Raw genomic sequence first — 19,494 nt, forward strand, 5'->3', positions numbered from 1 at the left:
GGCATCTCCTAGGACGTACGGACGGGTTTGGGTGTCAAAGCCAACTAAAGGCGTGTCGGCGCGCTTAGGTTACCGAGCCGCACTCTCCGTCCCGCACCCGACCCGCCCCTAGGGGATGTCCGGCGGATCACGGCCGGGTCCGCGGCGCCCGGGACGGCATCCCGCCGCGTGGCCGGATCACAACCCATTGACCTGTTGTTCACATAACCGCCTTGATCAATTCGAGGGTGCCCCGCATTCCCCGGAGCCGCCCCTCCGGGAAATCCCGGACCGATCTCGGACGATCTCGGCCGCTCTCGGCTGATCAATTTCGGGAATCACCCCGGGATGCATCCGTACGAGTGACCGATCCTCGAACGGAGTACGTGAAGAAGGCCACTCCGAACCCGACAAAACGGGACATCACCCCCTCGTCACGGAGGCCCGGGTAGGTGTAACGTGCGCGTTTCTCTCCGTCCGTACAGCCGCTCCGACCTGCGAATACCCCCTTCCGGAAGCCCTCCGCAGCACGCCCGCGTCGCTGTTGTCAAGCCCCGAGATATGCCCTGACCTGCGAAAACGCCATTCAGAAGAAGCCGAATCCGTGTTACTCTGGATAGCCACGGAAGGGGTACCTGTCACATGACGTTCAAGGTTGGCGACACCGTGGTCTATCCCCATCACGGGGCCGCGCTGATCGAGGCCATCGAAACTCGCCAGATCAAAGGCGTGGACAAGACCTACTTGGTGCTCAAGGTCGCGCAGGGTGACCTGACGGTCCGCGTGCCGGCGGACAACGCGGAGTTCGTCGGGGTCCGCGACGTGGTCGGGCAGGACGGGCTGGACCGGGTCTTCGAGGTGCTGCGCGCGCCGTACGCCGAGGAGCCGACGAACTGGTCCCGTCGCTACAAGGCAAACCTCGAGAAGCTCGCCTCCGGCGACGTCATCAAGGTCGCCGAAGTGGTGCGCGACCTGTGGCGGCGCGAGCGCGAGCGGGGTCTCTCCGCAGGTGAGAAGCGCATGCTCGCCAAGGCCCGGCAGATCCTGGTAAGCGAGCTGGCCCTCGCGGAGAACACGAACGAGGACAAGGCCGAGGCTCTCCTCGACGAGGTCCTCGCGTCCTGAGCGTGATCCGGCCACACCGGAACGCGTTCCTCAAGTGAAGCGATGCCGCGGTGCCCGCTGGCGCGCTGTGATCCACACAGTGCTGTCGTCGGGCGCTGCGGCATGTTCGCTTACCCACGTACTCCTACTTCTCGGACGCGGCTTTCCCGCTTCCCGCACGGACCCCTCCGCACGGGCCTGCCCACACGGAACAGCCCGATGCGCCGGGAATCCCCGCCCCGTCCGAACCCCCTGTGCTGGGCGGCAACGCCTCGACCGTCGTCACGGAAAGGGCCCGGTCAAGGCGGAGCGTCCGGCACGGTGAGTGCCATACCCATGTCGGCCGCGGAAACAAACCTGCCGGAGTGCAACCGATGTCAGACGAAGCGCGTCCCATCCGTACCGCCGTCGTGATCCCGGCGGCCGGACGGGGCGTACGCCTCGGCCCGGGCGCCCCCAAGGCGCTGCGCGCGCTGAACGGCACCCCCATGCTCGTCCACGCCGTCCGCGCGATGGCCGCCTCCCGCGCGGTCTCGCTCGTCGTCGTGGTCGCGCCCCCCGACGGCGCCGCCGAGGTCAAGAACCTGCTCGACGCCCACGCCCTCCCCGAGCGCACCGACTACCTGGTCGTGCCCGGCGGCGAGACCCGCCAGGAGTCCGTGCGACTCGGCCTCGAAGCGCTCCCCGAGGGCATCACCGCCGTCCTCGTCCACGACGCGGCCCGCCCGCTCGTCCCCGTCGACACCGTGGACGCCGTCGTCGAGGCCGTACGGGACGGGGCCGTCGCCGTCGTCCCCGCGCTGCCCGTGGCCGACACCGTCAAGGAGGTCGAGCCGGCGGAGAGGCCCGGCGACCCCGAGCAGGTCGTCGCCACCCCGGTCCGCGCCCGCCTCCGCGCGGTCCAGACCCCGCAGGGCTTCGACCGGGACACCCTGGTGAACGCCCACGCCACCGTCGCCCTCACCGGAGAGGGCGCCACCGACGACGCCGGCATGGTCGAGATGCTCGGCGCGCCCGTCGTCGTCGTGCCCGGCCACGAAGAGGCCTTCAAGGTGACCCGCCCCCTCGACCTCGTCCTCGCCGAGGCCGTACTCGCCCGCAGGAGGGCCAACGATGGCTTCTGAGCCGATGAACCTTCCCCGCACCGGCATCGGCACCGACGTCCACGCCTTCGAGAAGGGCCGCGAACTCTGGTGCGCGGGCCTCCTCTGGGAGGCCTCCGAGAGCGACGGGTACGGACTCGCCGGGCACTCCGACGGCGACGTCGCCGCCCACGCCGCCTGCGACGCGCTCTTCTCCGCCGCTGGCATCGGCGACCTCGGCGCCCACTTCGGCACCTCGCGCCCCGAGTGGTCCGGCGCCTCCGGCACCACCCTGCTCGCCGAGGCCGCCCGGATCGTCCGCGCCGAGGGGTACGAGATCGGGAACATCGCCGTGCAGGTCGTCGGCGTCCGCCCCAAGGTCGGCAAGCGGCGCGACGAGGCGCAGAAGGCGCTGAGCGAGGCGGCCGGAGCGCCGGTCTCCGTCTCCGGCACCACCACGGACGGCCTCGGCCTCACCGGCCGCGCCGAGGGCCTCGCCGCGCTGGCGACCGCCCTCGTCTACCCCGTACAGCAGTAGGGGCGACGAAAAACGTGCCCCGTGGCCGGGAATAGGTCGCGGGGCACCACCACACGCCCACTACCCTGGAGGGGTGACTATTCGCCTGTACGACACCAGCGCCCGGCAGATCCGTGACTTCACCCCGCTCGCACCGGGCTGTGTCTCGATCTACCTCTGTGGCGCCACCGTCCAGGCGGCCCCGCACATCGGGCACATCCGGTCGGGGCTGAACTTCGACATCATGCGCCGCTGGTTCGAGTACCGCGGCTACGACGTCACGTTCGTGCGCAACGTCACCGACATCGACGACAAGATCATCGCCAAGGCGGCGGACCAGGGCCGCCCCTGGTGGTCCATCGGATACGAGAACGAGCGCGCGTTCAACGCCGGTTACGACGCGCTCGGCTGCCTGCCGCCCACCTACGAGCCGCGCGCCACCGGGCACGTCCCCGAGATGATCGAGATGATGCGCGGGCTCATCGAGCGCGGCCACGCCTACGAGGCGGACGGCAGCGTCTACTTCGACGTGCGCTCCTTCCCGGGCTACCTGGAGCTGTCCAACCAGGACATCGACGACCTGCGCCAGCCCGACGAGGGCGTCTCCGGCAAGCGCGACCCGCGCGACTTCGCCATGTGGAAGGCGACCAAGCCGGGCGAGCCCGACTGGGAGACCCCGTGGGGCCGCGGCCGTCCCGGCTGGCACCTGGAGTGCTCGGCGATGGCCCACAAGTACCTGGGCTCCGCCTTCGACATCCACGGCGGCGGCCTCGACCTGATCTTCCCGCACCACGAGAACGAGATCGCCCAGGCCAAGGCCTTCGGCGACGCGTTCGCCCGGTACTGGGTGCACAACGCCTGGGTCACCATGAGCGGCGAGAAGATGTCGAAGTCGCTCGGCAACAGCGTGCTGGTGTCCGAGATGGTGAAGAACTGGCGCCCCATCGTCCTCCGCTACTACCTGGGCACTCCGCACTACCGCTCGATGATCGAGTACAGCGAGGAGTCCCTGCGCGACGCCGAGTCGGCGTTCGCCCGCATCGAGGGCTTCGTCCAGCGCGCCACCGAGAAGGCCGGGTCGCCCGTCGCCCCCGCCGCCGAGGTGCCGCCGGCCTTCGCCGAGGCCATGGACGACGACCTGGGCGTGCCGCACGCGCTCGCGATCATCCACACCACCGTCCGCCAGGGCAACAGCGCCCTCGCCGCGGACGACAAGGACGAGGCCATCGCCCGCCTCGCCGAGGTCCGCGCCATGCTCGGCGTCCTCGGCCTGGACCCCCTCGACCCGCACTGGGCCGAGGAGTCCGGCGGCGGCGAGGAGCTCCACGGCGTCGTCGACACCCTCGTACGGCTCGTGCTCCAGCAGCGCGAGTCGGCGCGCGAGCGGAAGGACTGGGCGACCGCGGACGCGATCCGCGACCAGCTCAACCAGTCCGGCCTCGCCATCGAGGACAGCCCCGACGGCCCCCGCTGGACGCTGGGCAACCGTTAGAAGACGTGCCGCTCGGACCTCCGGGCGGCACACTTCAGTTACAGACTTCGTACGTCAGCAGAGGAAACAGGTAGTCATGGCCGGGAACAGCCAGCGCAGGAACCGCCGCACGTCGAACAAGAAGGGTGCGACGGTCGGCAGCGGTGGCCAGCGGCGCAAGGGCCTCGAAGGCAAGGGCCCGACGCCCAGGGCCGAGGACCGCAAGGGCCACAAGGCGTTCCGCGTCTCCAACGCGATGGCACGGCAGGCGGCCAAGCGCAAGCCCGTCGCCCGCCGCGGCGGCAAGGGTCAGTCCGAGATGGTCGTCGGCCGCAACCCGGTCTTCGAGGCCCTGCGCGACGGCGTGCCCGCCACGACCCTGTACGTCCAGCAGTTCATCGACAACGACGAGCGCGTGCGCGAGGCCCTGAACCTCGCCACCGGCCGCGGCAACATCCACATCATGGAGGCGCCGCGCCCCGAGCTGGACCGGATGACGAACGGCCTGAACCACCAGGGCCTCGTCCTCCAGGTCCCGCCGTACGAGTACGCGCACCCCGAGGACCTGGCCGCCGCCGCGTTCGACGACCACGACGACCCGCTGATCGTCGCCCTCGACGGCGTCACCGACCCGCGCAACCTCGGCGCCGTCGTCCGCTCCGTCTCCGCCTTCGGCGGCCACGGCGTCGTCGTCCCCGAGCGGCGCGCGGCCGGCATGACCGCCGGCGCCTGGAAGACCTCGGCCGGCACCGCCGCCCGCACCCCGGTCGCCCGTGCCACCAACCTGACCCGCTGTCTGGAGCAGTACCAGAAGGCCGGTCTCACGGTCGTCGGCCTGTCCGCCGACGGGGACACCGAGGTCCACGAGCTGGAGGCCCTCTCCGGTCCGGTCGTCATCGTGGTCGGCTCCGAGGGCAAGGGCCTGTCCCGGCTCGTCGGCGAGACCTGCGACTTCCTCGTCCGCATCCCGATGCCGGGCGGCGCCGAGTCGCTCAACGCCGGTGTCGCCGCCGGTGTCGTGCTGTACGAGGCGGCCCGCCGCCGCAGGGGCTGACACCGGCCACAGAAGTACCCCGGCCCCGGCCGTGGCGTGATCTTGACGGGTCTCGGACATTTGCGGCCCGTCAAGGCAGTGTCCTAAACCCGGATCACTCGGTTAGATGAGTGTGGACACCAGAACGCCCCGGCCGGGGTTCGACGATCAGCCCCCGCTGAGCATGGTCAAGGTGGATTCCGATCCCGCCCAGGTGATCGTGAACCACGCCAGCTTCCGTGTGCGGCTCGCGCCGGCCCCGCAGCCGAGGTTCGCGCCCGGCGCCCGCGCCGCGGCCCTGTCCGGTGCCGGAGTCGCGGCCGGGGCCGCGGCCCGGGCGGGCGGCGGCCCGCGCCGGCGCCCCGTCGTGTGGACCGGGAAGTCGTCCCCGGGCGCGACCGGCCTCCTCCAGGCGGTGCGCGAGTCCTCCGTCGCCACGCTCGAACCGGTCGGCGGCCAGGACGCCGGCGCCACGCAGGCGATCCCGCGCGTCGGCGACACGATGCCCACCCCCGTGGTGCCCGCCGGACCGCTGCTGCCCCCGATGCGGCGCGCCGAGGGCGCCTACGACGACCTGTACGAGCCGCGGCCCGAGCCGGAGGAGCCGTACGGCACCGAGGAGGAGCGTCCCGGCCGGACCGACCGGCGCGCCGGGCAGGACTCCGTCCGGCACGCCTACTACCCCGGCCGCCGGATGAACCTCGGCGTCGTCCTCCTCCCGCTCCGCGTCTTCCTCGGTCTCATCTCGGTCTACGCGGGCATGGGCAAGCTCTGCGACCCCGTCTACTTCGACGGCGGCGAGCGCGGCTCCATGGTGAAGTGGCTCAACTCCCTCCACCCCTGGGGCCTCGCCGAACCGCTCCGCGACTTCGCCCTCCAGCACCCCGTCGGCGCCGGACTCACCGTCGCCTTCCTCCAGGTCGTCGTCGGCGTCCTCACGATCCTCGGCCTCTGGCAGCGCGTCGCCGCCGTCGTCGGCGCCCTGCTCTCCGCCGCGCTGCTGCTCACCGTCAGCTGGAAGAGCGTCCCGGTCTACGACTCCGCCGACATCATCTACCTGGCCGCCTGGACGCCGCTGATCATGGCGGGCGCCCCCGTCTACTCGCTCGACGGGCGTCTCGCCGGGGAGGCCTGGCGGACCCTCGGCCCCCGCGCCGACCTCCTGGACCTGCGCCGCCGGGTGCTGCGCCGCGGCACCCTCCTCGCCGCCGTCGTCGTCGGCCTCACCCTCCTCGTCGGCTCCGTCCTCGGCGGCGCGGTCCGCTCCACCGAGATGGTCACCGTCCCGGGCCCCAACGACGACCCGATCAACCGCCTCCCCGGCCGTCCGCTCCAGGAGCCGCGCGGCGACGTCCCCTCCCGGCCGGCGTCCGACACGCCGAAGCCGGCCGCGACCGCCGAGAAGACGACCGAGGCCCCGGCGAAGAGCGAGCGGACCCGGGAGGCGGAGCGCACGAGCGAGCCGACCCGCGAGTCCACCCGCACCCAGGAGCAGCGCCCGACCGCCACGCAGGGCGCCGGCACCGGCTCCGCCGGCCGTACGCCCACCCGGTCGAACCCGGAGCCCCCGCCGTCCACCAGCGACACCCCGAGCAGCACGGGCGGCACGTCGGGCGGCGGCTCCACGGGCTCGACCGGCTCGACGGGCACGCCGTCGGAGAGCGGCCCGACGTCGGGCGGCGGGGACGGCGGCGCCCGGAACCCGATCGGCGGTCTGCTGGGCTGAGAGGGCGTCCGTACGGCAAGCAAGGAAAGGGCGGTCCCGCTATGAAGCGGGGCCGCCCTTCCGCATGCCGGGCCCGGGTGCCGTCGGGTGTCAGCCCCTCTGCGCGGCAAGCTCCTTGGCGGCCTCGGTGAGGTCCTTGGCGGTGTCGATGGCCCGCCAGTACGCCCCCTGGGGCAGCGGGAAGCCGGCCAGGCGCCGCTCGCGGGCGAGGTGGGGGAAGGTGGTCCGCTCGTGGTCGCCGAGGTCGGGCAGGAACGCGGCGAAGTCGGCGGAGAAGACGTACACGCCGGCGTTGATGAGGAACGGCGACGGCGGCGCCTCGATGAAGTCGGTGATGTGCCCGAAGGCGTCGGTCTCGACGGCGCCCCACGGGATGCGGGGGCGGGCCAGGGCGAGGGTGGCGAGGGCGTCGCGCTCGGCGTGGAAGGCGGCCATCTCGCGCAGCGAGAAGCGGGTCCAGATGTCGCCGTTGGTGGCGTACCAGGGCTCGTCGGGCGAGGGGAGGCGCCGGGCGGCGTACTTGAGGCCGCCGCCGCGGCCCAGGGGCTCGCTCTCGACGACCGTGGTCACGTCGAGGGGGAGGTCGGCGGTGGCGAGCCACTCCTGGAGGACCTCGGCGAGGTGGCCGCAGGAGACGACGGCGTGGGTCACGCCCTCGGCGGCCAGCCAGGAAAGCTGATGGCCGATGATCGGGGTCCCGGTGCCCGGGATCTCGACCATCGGCTTGGGGCGGTCGTCGGTGTAGGGGCGCAGCCGCGAGCCCTGGCCGCCCGCCAGGACCACGGCCTGCGTCGGAGTGGAGTGCATACGGGGAACGATAGGCGCCCGGTGTGCGCTCTCCGCGCCACGGGCTCGGCGGCTCGCGGCGGCCCGGTGAGGGGCCGGGCGCGAGGCGGCGGCCCCGTGACGTGTTCGGCGCGTGGGGCGGCGTGCTCGGTTCGCCGCCCCGTGCCGGGGCTCAGCTCGCGCGCATGACGCCGGTCGCGTACGAGGTGTCGCAGACCGGGCGGGAGAAGGACTGGGCGCGGGCGGCGCCGTAGCGCTGGACGGCGGCGCGGCCGAGGTCGCGGGCGATCGACATGCAGTGCTGGGCGAGGGAGGGCCGGTTCTCGACCTCGCGCTGGAGGTGCGTGAGGGCGGTGCCGGGGTCCTTCGCCTGGAGTTCGGCGAGGAGCTGGTCGCGCAGGACGTCCTGCGGGGCACGGGACTTGGCCGGGACGGAGACGTCCTTGGCGGACGCCGTCAGCTGGGTCGCGGAGTCCTGGCCGGCCCACGGAACGGCGGACACCGCGAGCGTTCCCGAGAGCACCAGGACGACGGGCAGGACGAGGGCGAGGGAGCGGCCGATTCGGCGGGCAGAGTGGGTCACGCAGGCGAGCGTAGCGGGCGGTAGTGATATGGCGACATTTAGTCACTCTCGCGGGGGATGGTTCGAGGCGGCTTTTCGAATTCCGTGTTGACGCGGGAGGGAGGCCCGGGGCGGGTGCGGGCCCGGAATGCCGGGGTTTTCCCCCGTAAACCCCTTGGGGAAAGCCGAATGGCCGAACGGCCCCGCGTCCACCCGGACGCGGGGCCGTTCTCGTCGCCTGCGGGTCAGTCGCTGAGGCGGGCGCCCGTGGAGGTGGAGAAGACGTGCAGCTCGCCGGCGCGGGGCACGACGTGGAGGGTGGAGCCCTTGGCGGGGACGTCGCGGCCGCCGACGCGGACGACCAGGTCCTTGTCCTCGCCGCCGACGCGGGTGGAGCCGTAGACGAAGCCGTCGGAGCCGAGCTCCTCGACGACGTTCACGGTGACGGCGAGGCCGTCCTTGCTCGTCGGGCCCGAGACGTCGAAGTGCTCGGGGCGGACGCCGACGGTGACGGTGGTGTCGCCGTTGGCGGAGGCGGCGGCGATGGCGTCGCGGGAGACCGGGACGACGCTGTTGCCGAACTTCACGCCGCCGTCGGTGATCGGGACCTCGACGAGGTTCATGGCGGGGGAGCCGATGAAGCCGGCGACGAAGAGGTTCGCGGGCTTGTCGTACATGTTGCGCGGGGAGTCGACCTGCTGGAGCAGACCGTCCTTGAGGACGGCGACGCGGTCGCCCATGGTGAGGGCCTCGGTCTGGTCGTGGGTGACGTAGACCGTGGTGATGCCCAGACGGCGCTGGAGGCTCGCGATCTGCGTACGGGTCGAGACGCGGAGCTTGGCGTCGAGGTTCGACAGCGGCTCGTCCATGAGGAAGACCTGCGGCTCGCGGACGATGGCGCGGCCCATGGCGACGCGCTGGCGCTGACCGCCGGAGAGCGCCTTCGGCTTGCGGTCGAGGTACTCGGTGAGGTCGAGCATCTTCGCGGCCTCTTCGACCTTGGCGCGGATCTCGGCCTTGTTGACGCCAGCGATCTTGAGCGCGAAGCCCATGTTGTCGCCGACGGACATGTGCGGGTAGAGCGCGTAGTTCTGGAACACCATGGCGATGTCCCGGTCCTTGGGCGGCAGGTGCGTGACGTCGCGGTCACCGATGCGGATGGAGCCGCCGTTGACGTCCTCCAGGCCGGCGAGCATGCGCAGGGAGGTCGACTTGCCGCAGCCGGAGGGCCCGACGAGGACGAGGAACTCGCCGTCGGCGATCTCGATGTCGAGCTGGTCGACGGAGGGCTTGGTGGCACCGGGGTACACCCGGGTCGCCTTGTCGAAAGTGACGGAAGCCATGGTGATGTGTCCCTTCACCGGCAGGAACGTGCCGGACGATCCGAGTAAAGGAAGGATTGAGGTCTAGTCCACCTGGGTGAACCACGGGTGACGCTACCTGGCGGCGCGGGATCTGTCAGCACTCCCCGCCCCGTGAGATTCCCGACCACCGCGGGAGCGTCGTTGGATACACTGCACAGGCTGCCTCCTTAGCTCAGCTGGCCAGAGCACCGCTCTTGTAAAGCGGGGGTCGTCGGTTCGAACCCGACAGGGGGCTCCAGGTAGGAAACGCGAAGACCCCCAACCGATCTTGGTTGGGGGTCTTTGACATCTACGGGTGACATCAACGGCGACGGTCAGGGACGGTCGGACCTTGGCTGCTTCCGCTTGAGGAGCCGGTCCATGTGGCTGATGGCCTCGCGCTGGGTGTCCTGGACGACGTGGGTGTACACGTCCATGGTCAGACTGATCTGGCTGTGCCCGAGGATTTCCATCACGACGCGGGGTGCGACCCCGGCCGCGGTGAGGAGCGTCGCGCAGCCGTGCCGGGCGTCGTGGAGCCGGATGAGCCGGAGGCCGGCCGCCTCGCTGACGCGAACGAAGGAGCGGTGGACGTTGCGGGGCTCGACGGGACGACCGGTGCGGGTGGCGAAGACGTAACCCGTGGCCGACCACTCCGTACCGGCCGCTTCGTACGTCGCCTTCTGACGCATCCGGTGCCAGCGCAGGGGAGCCAGGCACATGGCGGGGAGCGGGATCGCTCGGGAGCGACGTCCCTTGGTCTCGTCGTTGTAGAGCACTCCGCGGCGCCGCTGGACCTGCTGGCGGACCAGGAGGACGCGGTTCTCCAGGTCGATGTCGTTCCAGCGCAGTCCGACGATTTCGCCCCGGCGCAGCCCCATCGCGATGGCGAGCACGAAGGCGGCGTACAGCGGGTCCCGGCGGGCGGCGGCGAGGAAGTCGAGCGTTTCGTCGAGGGACCACGGGCTGAGGTCGCGTACGGCGGCCCTGGGCGGTTCCACGAGCTTGGCGACGTTTCGCACGATCAGCTCCTCCCGGCAGGCGGCGGAGAGCGCCGTACGCAGCACGCGGTGGGACTCCTTGGCAGTGGCCGCAGTGGTCTTCTTCTCCAGCTGGAGCAGGAAGCGCCGGACGTCGGGGACGCTCAGGGACTCCAGCCGCTTCGTGCCGAGCATGGGGGAGAGGTAGAGGCGGACGTGCGCCTCGTACTTGTCGTACGTGCTGAGCTTGCGGCGGGGCTGGACGACGCTGTCCAGCCAGTACGTCAGCCACTCGGCGAGCTTCGCCGAGCGGGTTGGCACGGGGGTGCCGCTCGCGACCTTGTCGAGGAGCGCGCGGCGCTTGGCGTCGCACTCGGCCCAGGTCTTGCCGTACGCGAACTTGCGGGCGCGGGTGCCGTCGGGTTGGAGGACGTAGACGGCGGCCTGGAAGCGGCCGTCCTTGCGCTGGGTGATGGTGCCGGCGCCGTTCGGGTTGCGCTTGCGCTGAGCGGCCATCAGGCGGCCTCCCCGATCTTGTAGGTGATGAAGTCCCGCACGGCGTCGACGGGTACGCGGCGGGCGCGGCCGACGGTGATCGAGGTGAGGCGGCGCGATCGGATGAGGTCGTAGACGGTGGAGCGTCCGAGCTTGAGCCGGGCCATGACCTCGGGCACGGTCAGCAGTTCGTCGGTGGTGGCGGTGGTCATGCTGCGGCTCCTTCCGGGGCGCCCAGGGCGTGTTGGTTGCGCAGGGCTTCGCGGGCGGTCTGGCGGTTGAGCTGAATTCCGCGCGAGATGGTCGCGGCGAGGGCGGCCTCACCGGGGGAGTGACCGTGGCCCGCGTACTGCCAGGAGGCAAGGACGAGCACGGTGTCCGGGTCGATGTCGAGGTGTTCCTGGGCGGCGCGGTAGTCGGCGCGGATCTGACGGAGGGCGCCGAGGGTGGTCGAGTAGCGGCGGGACTTGGTGGAGAAGTGGCCGCGGAAGCCAAGCATGTGGGCCCAGGCGGTGAGCTTGCGGTCCGGGTAGAGCGGGGCCAGGTCGAGGCAGGCCTCGATGAGGCGGCGGGGGTGGTCGGCGACGTCCAAGAGGTCGAGCATCTCCCGGTTGCCGATCCGCCGGTCGAGGCTGCCGGTGGTCTCGGCGGCCTTGGTGGCGTACTTCGCGACGTACGCGGCCACGGCCTGCTCGGTGATGTCGGAGCCGTCACCGAATGCTTTGACCGGGCGGATGTCTAGCTGGCGGCCCCACTGGAACCGCCGGCGCGGCTGGTCTCCGGCGGCCGGGACGGTGATGGTCGTGTACGCGTGGACGGCGGCGGCGCGGATCGATTCGTCGAGCAGTCGCGCAGTGGCCCACGAGGGTGGGGTGGTGCCGGGGCCGTCCGGTCCGTCGAGCCGGATCACGGCGTGGAAGTGGATGGCGCCGCGCTTCTGGAACTCGGCGACCTTCCCGTACGAGACCCGTAAGGCGTCCTTCAGCTCGCGCTGGGTGAGCCCGGCACGGGCGGCGAGCTCGCGGCGCAGTCGGTTGGTGAAGCGCTGCCAGAGTTGACCGGCGTGGTTGTTGAAGAGGACGGCTCCGGCGTAGTCGTATGACTCGGGGTCGAGCGCCGTGCCCAGGGCGGGGTCGTTCTCCGGGTGGCGGGTGCCGCAGCGGCAGGCGCCGCGGTCGGGCCGGTTGTGGACGGGGCCGAAGGACGGGGCGGTGAGGGTGGCGAAGACCCGGGGGTGGTCGCGGACGGTCGCGGGGATGTCCTTGGACTCGTCGCCGGCCAGGCCCGCCCGGATCAGGTGGTACGTGTCCCCCGCGTATGTGTGGGCGCAGGAGGGGCAGCGGGAGGCCCGGCGGTTGCCGCAGGCGACACGGAGACGGCCGCCGGGCTCGGCCTCCGTGGAGTAGCGACGGAGGGTCTCGCCGGACGTGCGGTCCTTGGCGAGGGACCAACCGGTCAGGTGGACGGGATCGGAGCAGCCGCCGGTGCGGTGCACCTGGTCCCGCCAGCGGTCGAAGTCGGGGGCGGCGGCGACTCGGAGGACGTCGTGGAGGGTGGCCGGGTCCAGGCCCGCCGCGGTGGCGGCGGTGCGCTGATCCATGATGGGTGTTCCTTCCGGTTGAGAGATCGGCGAGGGGTACGGCTCCCGGGCGGCGGATGCTTGGCGGTATCGAAGCCGCCCGGGGGCCGGTCAGCGGCGCTTGGCCGAGGACGCGATCAGCGAACGGACGACGACGGCGCAGACGGCCACCGATGCGGCGGTGACGGCGGTCGCGAGGAGCATCGAGACCAGGACCGTTCCGACAACCAGGACGACGGCGGTGCCGGCTCCGAGGACGGCGAGCGCGGTCCCGGGGGTGATCTGGACGGCGGGTCGCTGGGCAGCCTGGGCCGGGGCCGACTGCATGGGCTCCACGGCGGCCGGCTGGACGACGGCGGTCGGGGTGAAGACGGCGGGCGGGGTGACGAGACCGGTCGGCGTCGGCATGGTCGGGATCTTGGGTCGGAGCATGAGGTGGTTCCCCTTTCCGGGTCGGGTCACTTGGAGATCGCGGTGTCGATGACGGGGGCCAGCAGGCTGTCGGCGAGGAGGAAGCCGCCGAGGAGGAGCACGGCGACGAGCCACCAGGGCGGGCGGATGAGCTTGATGCCGAGGGCGCCGACGACGACCAGGGCGAGCCAGAGCGGGACGTCCACGAGTGGTATCCGTTCAGTCGGAGATGCGGCAGCGGTGGGTGCGGGCCGCGAGCTGGGCGGCGGAGGAGCTCGAGTAGTCGGAGGACCAGCCGCAGCGGTCGGCAGTGCAGACGGCGGCGTACTTGGTGCGGCCGCGGCGGTCACGGTGGCTGCCGATCTGTACGGGGCCGATGCGCATGACGGAGTGGAAGTGGTCGCGAGGGGACATGACGTTCTCCGTTCTGATCAGGCGAGTTGGGCGGCGATGGCGTCCGCCATGGGCGCGGGGACGCCGAGGCGGGCGCGCAGGGTGTCGGTGTCCATGGGGTGGCCCGTACGGGCGTGGTGGTCGTCGGCGAGCTTGCGGGCGTGCGCGACCAGGGCGGCGGGGACAGGCACGGCGGGCGCTGCTGTCGGCGCGGGCTGGGCCGGCTCCAGCTCGGCGACGGCATCGGACTCGGTCTCAGTGGCGTTCTCCGCCTCGGTCGACATGCCTTCTGCCGGCTCTGGCTCGACCACCGGGTGGGGCTCCGACGTCGTCGGCGCCGGTGAGTGCGCGAGGAGCGTGCCGCCGAGGAACGCGACCGCAGGCCATCCGGCGATGCCGAAGCGCAGCCAGCCGGGCGGATGGGCGAGGTCGAGGAACCCGGCGGTGGCGACGTTCGCGCCGAGCGAGGCGAACAGGGAGACCAGGAACCAGCACCAAGCGAGCCGGGACGAGCCGTCCGAGCGGAGCCGGCGCCAGGCGGCGACCAGGAGCAGGTCGACGGAGACGGGGTAGGCCCACGCCTTCCATCCGGTCTGACCGGCAGCGGCGGCCAGGTCGTGCAGGTGGGCGAAGGACAGCGCACCGGCGATCAGGGCTTGGACCAGCACGGCGTCGACGCGGAGCTTGCTGGTCATGTCGGCACCTCCTTTGCGGGCGTTCTGGGCATGGCGAGGTAGGGACGTGACGCGATGCGGTCGCGCCGACCGGGTGGGACGGGGAGGGTCAGGCGGTAGCCGGAGACCCGGGGGACGCCGGGGCCGGAACCTTGACCGGGTGCACGAGCGGCGCGACGGCGGGCCGGAAGGCGGCGAGGCCGGGCAGGTCCGGGGCGAGGTGCGCGTACTTGTTGCAGGCGTTGACGGCCGTACGGAGCGAAATGTGCGGCGTGCGGATGCGGGCCCAGCCGCCGGAGGCGTCGCCGGTGATCGCGAGGCCAGGTGAGTCGACGGGGATCTGGACGGTGGCGAGGACGGCGTCCGGTGCGATGTCGCCGAAGGCCATGTTGGCGCTGGTCTCGTCGTTGACGCGGTGGGCGGTACGGACGCTGAGCTGGGCGCGGAGCATGGTGATGCCCTTACCGAGTTCGGAGCCGAAGCGCTGCCCGCAGATCTCCAGATAGATGCCGGCGGCGCGGCCGAGCTGGGCGAGTCGAGCGAGTGCGGTGATGATCCGGTCCCGCCGCTTCTCCTCCTCCTTCGTCGCGAAGAGGGCGAGTTCGGCGACCTCGTCGACGAGGACGACAACGGGAACGGGGCGAAGGTGGTCGGGCAGGTCCCAGATGTCGGCGGCGATGTCGGCGTCCGGGGTGTCGGCGGTGATGCGCTGCTCGGCGCGGATGAGTTGGTAGACGCCTTCCATGTGCGTGATGAGGGCGTCAAGGAGGTCGGCGGCGGTGTCGGGGTTGTCGGCAAGGGCGGAGAAGCGACGGGCCAGGGGGAACAGCTCGACCCCTTGCTTACAGTCGATCCCGATCAAGGCCACTTCTTGGGCGGCGAGTTCGGCGACCAGGTTCCGTTGGTAGACGGACTTCCCGGACTTGGTGGCTCCGATCGTGAGGGCGTGCGGGGTGGTGCGGTAGTCGCGGTAATGAACGGCGCCGTCCTCGCGCAGGGCGACCGGCAAGCGCATGGTCGAGCGCTCGACGCCGGCGGGCATTTGGACCCGCTTGAGCACGTCGTAACCGGTCATCCGCAGTTCGACGACGCCGGAGCGGATCTCCCGCGAGGCCACACCATGCATGCCGAACGAGTGCCGCAGCCGATCGCACGAGGCGGCCACGTCGAAGGCGTCCTGTCCGGGCCGGAGCCCCAGCCGTAAGACGAGGCCGGTCCGGGTGGGCCGAAGCCGCAGGATGCGCGGGGCCCGGGGCTCCGGCATGGGCCGGTTGGCCATCCGAGCGATGGCGAGACGCCACCGAGGCGGAGGAACGGTCAGCCCGCAGGCGTCCATGACCGAGGAGTACCGGACCAGGACCCGAAGGGCGGCGAGCGCGACCCCGAAGGTCAGCCAGTACCAGGCGGGCCGCCGCCACCGCAGGAGACCGGCGAAGGCGACGACGACCGCCACGGCGGAGAGGATCAACCACTCCATGATCAGGCGGCCTTCGGGTTCGCCGCACTGCCGACGAGCGAGGTGACCGCGACGGCGCGGAAGGCGATTCCGTGCCGACGCTGGCCGTTGAACTCGTTCTCCCAGGGCCGGGCGATCAGGCCGGTGACCGCGACCGGGGTGCCCATGGCGAGGTCGGCGGAGACACCGGTCTCCGGGACGGTCACGGTCAGGATCTCGACCTCGCCATTCGCGGCGAACATGACGTCCACGGTCGACAGCGCGGTGCCGGTCTCGGCGTCCATGGCGCGCTCGCCGGTGCGGCGGTCCTTCACCTTGGGCTGCGGGGGCTGGGCGACCATCACGGAGGCCGCAGAGGTGTCGACGGGGATCTGACGCACAGAGATCACTCCTCTAGAAGTGTTTGACTCTGTCACTCATGTATATGAGTGACATGAAGAAGAGTGCCTGACTCCTATACATGAGTCAACCCGCCGGACGAAGAAGTCCAAGCGGGTTGAGGAGAGTTGACCGCGCGTCAGTCGGCGGCGGGGATCCGGTACTCGAAGACGAACTGGTCAGCGGCCATGAGGGTGTCGCAGACCTCGACGACGCGACCGGTCTTGGTGACGGCGTTCCGCAGCAGGTGAACGACGGGGGCTCCGGGGCTCAGGACGAGTTCGGAGGCTTCAGCCTTGGCGGCTGGCCGAGCCTGCAACGTCTCGACGAACTCGGTGAAGACGTGCCCGTCATCCTCCAGCCGGGCGTAGATCCCGCCGGGTCCGGGGTTCTCGGAGAAGAGCTGGGGGATGTCCTTGACCACGTCCCACGGGAGGTAGGAGGAGGCGGTCTCTACGGGCACGCCGTTACGGAAGTACAAACGCCGCCGCGCGAGCACCTGCGTACCGGTGTCGATGCCCAGGCGCTCGGCGATGTCCTCCGGCGCCTCCATCGGCCCGATGTAGAGGACGCTCACCTTGGCGGTGGCACCGGACTGGGCGGACTCGGCGAGGTAGGCAGCCTTCCCGCCTCGGCGGTGCGAGGCCCGGAACCGGTCCGATGAGCGCAGCCGCACGGGCGGCCGGTCCTTCACGATCGACCCCTTGCCGTGCCGTGTCTCCACGAGCCCGCTCGCGCGAACCTCGACCATCGCCTTACGGATGGTCCCACCGGCGACGCCGTACCGCTCGACGAGCTCGGACTCACTCGGCACCAGGTCGCCGGGCTTGAGAACACCGGCCTTGATCTGCTGCACGATCTCCTCGGCGATCTGGACGTACCGGGGTACGGCCCTCCCACCTCCTGCTGTCGTTCCCATAGTCCTTCTCACTCTCCTATGCTCCTGTACATGAGTAACAGCGCCCGAGAGACGACGTCAACGCCACTGCACTCCGTGTCGGTCGCGGGCGCGGTCGTACGCGAAGACGGCCGGCTCCTGGCGATCCGCCGTGCGGACAACGGCACGTGGGAGCTTCCGGGCGGGGTCTTGGAACTCACGGAGGCCCCTGAAGAGGGCGTGACCCGCGAGGTCTGGGAGGAGACCGGCATCCGGGTAGAGGTCGAGGAACTGACCGGGGTCTACAAGAACACGACGCGAGGCATCGTGGCGCTGGTCTTCCGCTGCAAGCCGTCCGGCGGCGAGGAACGAACCTCCACGGAGTCGACCGCGGTCGAGTGGCTCACCCCGGAGGAGATCACCGCCCGCATGACCGAGGTGTACGCGGTCCGCCTCCTCGACGCCCTGGACGACAGGGGCCCTCACGTCCGCAGCCACAACGGCCGGCACCTCCTGGAGAAGTCGGCATGACCAATCCGAAGCCGTTGGCTGAGTTCGAGAACGTCTACGACTTCTTGGATCAAGTCCGCCTCCGCCCCGAGCGTGGGCCCTCAACGGCTCTCTGACGCACTTGGATTCCATGCTCCTCGGCTACCGGGTAGCCATGGAGGTGCACAGCGCCGAAGAAGACTTCTCCTTCTGGGCCCCTGACGGGGATGCCCCTTTCGACACCTGGCTCAACGAGCGTGCCCGTCGTCCAAGCGCACTGCGTTGGTCAACACAGATCGAGCGCGAAGCCGAGACCGCCAGCATCCCAACCATTGAGCTGTTCTTCACCTTGCTCGACTAGTTCCGAGCTGAGCGCCAGCAGAGAGCGCGGTAAGAGTTTCCCTACTTCATCAAGGCACCACCGCGCACGGCGCGGTGCGCGCGGCCCGTCGCCCGGGCCTGCGCTCCTGTCTCCGCCCCGCTCCAGCCCGGACGCCGTCCGCACGCCTGACGGCTCGGGTTGATGGGTGACGAGCCCACACGGCGACCGCCGAGACTGTGCGCGAGTGCGGCTCAAGACGATGCCTCCGGCGGGGGCGCTCAGGCTCCGGGATGGGAGGGGGCTTGTGCGCGGGTGCCGGCCGGTGGGGTGTGGCGGTGGGGAACTCCCATCCCGTCTGCCGTCGACCCAGGCAGAGCCGAGCAGACACGGCACCGGGCGTCCAGGTCGTTCGTACAGTGGCGCGCTCCACCTGGACGCCCGGCACCGCGCCTGCTCCACGGTGTGTGGGCCGACGGCAGACGGGATGGGAGTTTGAGGGGTGAAGGTGCAGCGAATGGAGCGACCCGTCGTTGCACCGTCTCACTCTATGTGAGTCAAGTTATTCGTTGGGTGACTCATGAGTGGCGAGCTCGATACCACGGCGGCGCCTTAGGTGTCGAGCAAGGATATACAGACCTCCACCCAGGATGCCGCAAGGCTCCCAGATCTCTGTCATCAAAGCCTGAAATCCACCGTCACCAACGATGTAGATCGCCTGTCCACCCACGATCATGGCGATGCTGGTGTTGACTCGCTGATCGGTGCTAATAAGCCAATCGATAGGACGCCAGAGTGCGCCAAGAGCATCGTGCGCACGCATCCGAAGAGCAGCTAGCAGGAAACCCGAAAGGAGAACAAACTTCCTTTGAGATGAAACGTGGATTCCGTGCTCCGGGTCACCGAGAAGAATGGTATGCCATTCGTCGTTCAGGTGAGCCCTTCGGCGACCGGCGATGCGGGCAGCAATATTCGTAACCCGTCGAGCAGTGGGGCTCACAGATACCGGCATCATCAAAGCATCGGGGGTTAGCTTTACCAGTTCACGACGGTCAACGACACGCAGCAGCAGCAGATTCCCGCTATCGTCACAAACGAATACGGCGCGCAGATTCCTATCACAGCGCAGGACGAAAAGTCGCCGAGATCCGAAGCTGCCAGAACGAATGACGCTGAGGTGTTGAAACGCTCCGTCACGAAGGCGCTTTATGGAATCGAAGAAGATGGAGCGGCCATCGCGCCCTATGGCTGCGACGTCAGCATCCGCAACGGCAGTGATACTGATTTTCATCGGACCGCCAGGCCAGCCATCAATCGCTCCCAATCCGGCCCGCTGAAGCGACCTTGGAGACACGCGACTTCTCACCCTCATGCGGTCCCCCCTGCCAGACCGAGCCTGACCCGCCGGACCGCCCGCTTCTCCAGGGCTGCCTGCGCCTGTCGCCGCCCCAGTCCCGTGAGTTCGTAGTAGCGGCGCGGAGGGCGGCCCGGATGGGGGGCACTCTCGCTGCGACTGGCGATCCACCCATACTCGGAGAGTCGATCAAGGATCGGATAGACGGTGCCGGAGCCAAGGTCTGCATCGCGACAGATACTGAGCCCCCAAGCTGGGCTGTCGCTGGTGGCTGCGAGTAGTGCCTCCAGCACGGCGATGGTTGGCTTTGTCAGCCTGGGAGTTGACATGCACTCAGTAGAGCATATGTCGAGTACGAGACACCAGGGGAATCAAGCATCCGACGTCAGGCTCGGCTAGCCAGTTCTTCCGCTAGTTGCGGTCTATCTGCGGACGGAGATTGCCATCTAGCCGGGTTTCGCGCTTCTGACCTGCTGGAACGCGTTG

23 protein-coding genes and 1 tRNA gene are annotated in these 19,494 nt (G+C 70.3%); 9 read left to right on the forward strand and 15 right to left on the reverse strand.

All coding sequences use genetic code 11. From position 1 onward, the window contains the following. Window positions 1-621: 621 nt before the first annotated feature. From AB0398_RS17640 to AB0398_RS17665, 6 genes are all read left to right on the forward strand, one after another. Window positions 622-1,104, forward strand: a complete 483-nt coding sequence (locus AB0398_RS17640) for a CarD family transcriptional regulator (RefSeq protein ID WP_003953493.1) — start codon at window positions 622-624, stop codon at window positions 1,102-1,104. A gap of 353 nt (window positions 1,105-1,457) precedes the next feature. Next, window positions 1,458-2,207 carry a 2-C-methyl-D-erythritol 4-phosphate cytidylyltransferase gene (gene ispD / locus AB0398_RS17645; RefSeq protein ID WP_366376037.1) on the forward strand — a complete coding sequence of 250 codons (750 nt, stop codon included), beginning with the start codon at window positions 1,458-1,460 and terminating at the stop codon, window positions 2,205-2,207. Further along, complete coding sequence (gene ispF / locus AB0398_RS17650; RefSeq protein ID WP_366376039.1) at window positions 2,197-2,703, forward strand: 2-C-methyl-D-erythritol 2,4-cyclodiphosphate synthase; 507 nt, start codon at window positions 2,197-2,199, stop codon at window positions 2,701-2,703. Before ispD ends, ispF begins: the two co-directional genes overlap by 11 nt. Window positions 2,704-2,776: 73 nt before the next feature. After that, window positions 2,777-4,174 (forward strand): cysteine--tRNA ligase, encoded by a 1,398-nt coding sequence (gene cysS / locus AB0398_RS17655; protein WP_366376041.1) that lies wholly within the window; start codon window positions 2,777-2,779, stop codon window positions 4,172-4,174. A 76-nt stretch (window positions 4,175-4,250) separates the two neighbouring features. Then, complete coding sequence (gene rlmB / locus AB0398_RS17660; protein WP_366376042.1) at window positions 4,251-5,207, forward strand: 23S rRNA (guanosine(2251)-2'-O)-methyltransferase RlmB; 957 nt, start codon at window positions 4,251-4,253, stop codon at window positions 5,205-5,207. Window positions 5,208-5,313: 106 nt separating this feature from the next. Next, window positions 5,314-6,912 carry a DoxX family membrane protein gene (locus tag AB0398_RS17665; RefSeq protein WP_366376044.1) on the forward strand — a complete coding sequence of 533 codons (1,599 nt, stop codon included), beginning with the start codon at window positions 5,314-5,316 and terminating at the stop codon, window positions 6,910-6,912. 90 nt (window positions 6,913-7,002) lie between these two features. Here the strand turns inward: AB0398_RS17665 and AB0398_RS17670 are convergent, their stop codons facing one another. The 3 genes from AB0398_RS17670 to ugpC all read right to left on the reverse strand — a co-directional run bounded on the left by AB0398_RS17670 (window position 7,003) and on the right by ugpC (window position 9,603). Beyond that, complete coding sequence (locus AB0398_RS17670; RefSeq protein WP_366376046.1) at window positions 7,003-7,719, reverse strand: nucleotidyltransferase family protein; 717 nt, start codon at window positions 7,717-7,719, stop codon at window positions 7,003-7,005. Window positions 7,720-7,870: 151 nt separating this feature from the next. Beyond that, a complete protein-coding gene (locus AB0398_RS17675; RefSeq protein WP_366376048.1) occupies window positions 7,871-8,281 on the reverse strand; it encodes a hypothetical protein in 411 nt (136 codons plus the stop codon). A 224-nt stretch (window positions 8,282-8,505) separates the two neighbouring features. Further along, on the reverse strand, window positions 8,506-9,603 hold the full coding sequence (ugpC, locus tag AB0398_RS17680; RefSeq protein ID WP_366376049.1) for a sn-glycerol-3-phosphate ABC transporter ATP-binding protein UgpC: 1,098 nt from the start codon (window positions 9,601-9,603) through the stop codon (window positions 8,506-8,508). Window positions 9,604-9,785: 182 nt separating this feature from the next. Here ugpC and AB0398_RS17685 point away from each other — a divergent pair. Continuing rightward, window positions 9,786-9,862 (forward strand) — tRNA-Thr (locus AB0398_RS17685). Window positions 9,863-9,938: 76 nt separating this feature from the next. Here the strand turns inward: AB0398_RS17685 and AB0398_RS17690 are convergent. From AB0398_RS17690 to AB0398_RS17735, 10 genes are all read right to left on the reverse strand, one after another. Further along, window positions 9,939-11,099 carry a site-specific integrase gene (locus AB0398_RS17690; protein WP_366376051.1) on the reverse strand — a complete coding sequence of 387 codons (1,161 nt, stop codon included), beginning with the start codon at window positions 11,097-11,099 and terminating at the stop codon, window positions 9,939-9,941. Beyond that, the gene (locus AB0398_RS17695) at window positions 11,099-11,290 is read right to left on the reverse strand and encodes a helix-turn-helix domain-containing protein (protein ID WP_366376053.1); all 192 of its coding nucleotides are present in this window, start codon (window positions 11,288-11,290) and stop codon (window positions 11,099-11,101) included. The genes AB0398_RS17690 and AB0398_RS17695 overlap by 1 nt, the downstream gene beginning before the upstream one ends. After that, a complete protein-coding gene (gene repSA, locus AB0398_RS17700; protein ID WP_366376054.1) occupies window positions 11,287-12,678 on the reverse strand; it encodes a replication initiator protein RepSA in 1,392 nt (463 codons plus the stop codon). Before repSA ends, AB0398_RS17695 begins: the two co-directional genes overlap by 4 nt. Window positions 12,679-12,768: 90 nt before the next feature. After that, on the reverse strand, window positions 12,769-13,089 hold the full coding sequence (locus AB0398_RS17705; protein ID WP_366376056.1) for a SpdD-like protein: 321 nt from the start codon (window positions 13,087-13,089) through the stop codon (window positions 12,769-12,771). A gap of 26 nt (window positions 13,090-13,115) precedes the next feature. Next, on the reverse strand, window positions 13,116-13,274 hold the full coding sequence (locus AB0398_RS17710) for a hypothetical protein (protein ID WP_104860443.1): 159 nt from the start codon (window positions 13,272-13,274) through the stop codon (window positions 13,116-13,118). Between the two features lie 13 nt (window positions 13,275-13,287). Next, window positions 13,288-13,482 carry a mobile element transfer protein gene (locus AB0398_RS17715; protein WP_366376058.1) on the reverse strand — a complete coding sequence of 65 codons (195 nt, stop codon included), beginning with the start codon at window positions 13,480-13,482 and terminating at the stop codon, window positions 13,288-13,290. A 17-nt stretch (window positions 13,483-13,499) separates the two neighbouring features. Next, window positions 13,500-14,156, reverse strand: a complete 657-nt coding sequence (locus tag AB0398_RS17720) for a DUF2637 domain-containing protein (protein ID WP_366376059.1) — start codon at window positions 14,154-14,156, stop codon at window positions 13,500-13,502. Window positions 14,157-14,244: 88 nt separating this feature from the next. Beyond that, window positions 14,245-15,612, reverse strand: a complete 1,368-nt coding sequence (locus tag AB0398_RS17725) for an FtsK/SpoIIIE domain-containing protein (protein WP_366376061.1) — start codon at window positions 15,610-15,612, stop codon at window positions 14,245-14,247. Window positions 15,613-15,614: 2 nt separating this feature from the next. Continuing rightward, window positions 15,615-15,971, reverse strand: coding sequence for a hypothetical protein (locus AB0398_RS17730; RefSeq protein WP_366376062.1), 357 nt, complete (start codon window positions 15,969-15,971; stop codon window positions 15,615-15,617). A 137-nt stretch (window positions 15,972-16,108) separates the two neighbouring features. After that, entirely contained in the window at window positions 16,109-16,888 is a 780-nt protein-coding gene (locus AB0398_RS17735; protein WP_366376064.1) for a GntR family transcriptional regulator, read from the reverse strand. Window positions 16,889-16,906: 18 nt separating this feature from the next. On the opposite strand from AB0398_RS17735, the gene AB0398_RS17740 reads away from it, so the two are divergent. Then, window positions 16,907-17,377, forward strand: coding sequence for an NUDIX domain-containing protein (locus AB0398_RS17740; RefSeq protein WP_366376066.1), 471 nt, complete (start codon window positions 16,907-16,909; stop codon window positions 17,375-17,377). Window positions 17,378-17,486: 109 nt separating this feature from the next. Further along, complete coding sequence (locus AB0398_RS17745) at window positions 17,487-17,696, forward strand: hypothetical protein (protein WP_366376067.1); 210 nt, start codon at window positions 17,487-17,489, stop codon at window positions 17,694-17,696. 520 nt (window positions 17,697-18,216) lie between these two features. On the opposite strand, the gene AB0398_RS17750 is transcribed toward AB0398_RS17745, so the two are convergent. Beyond that, window positions 18,217-18,945 carry a hypothetical protein gene (locus tag AB0398_RS17750; RefSeq protein WP_366376068.1) on the reverse strand — a complete coding sequence of 243 codons (729 nt, stop codon included), beginning with the start codon at window positions 18,943-18,945 and terminating at the stop codon, window positions 18,217-18,219. Window positions 18,946-19,022: 77 nt separating this feature from the next. Further along, complete coding sequence (locus tag AB0398_RS17755) at window positions 19,023-19,337, reverse strand: PadR family transcriptional regulator (RefSeq protein WP_366376070.1); 315 nt, start codon at window positions 19,335-19,337, stop codon at window positions 19,023-19,025. Window positions 19,338-19,494 lie beyond the last annotated feature (157 nt).

Origin of the sequence: Streptomyces sp. NPDC086147, from assembly GCF_040702165.1 — a bacterium.
Lineage (GTDB): Bacteria > Actinomycetota > Actinomycetes > Streptomycetales > Streptomycetaceae > Streptomyces.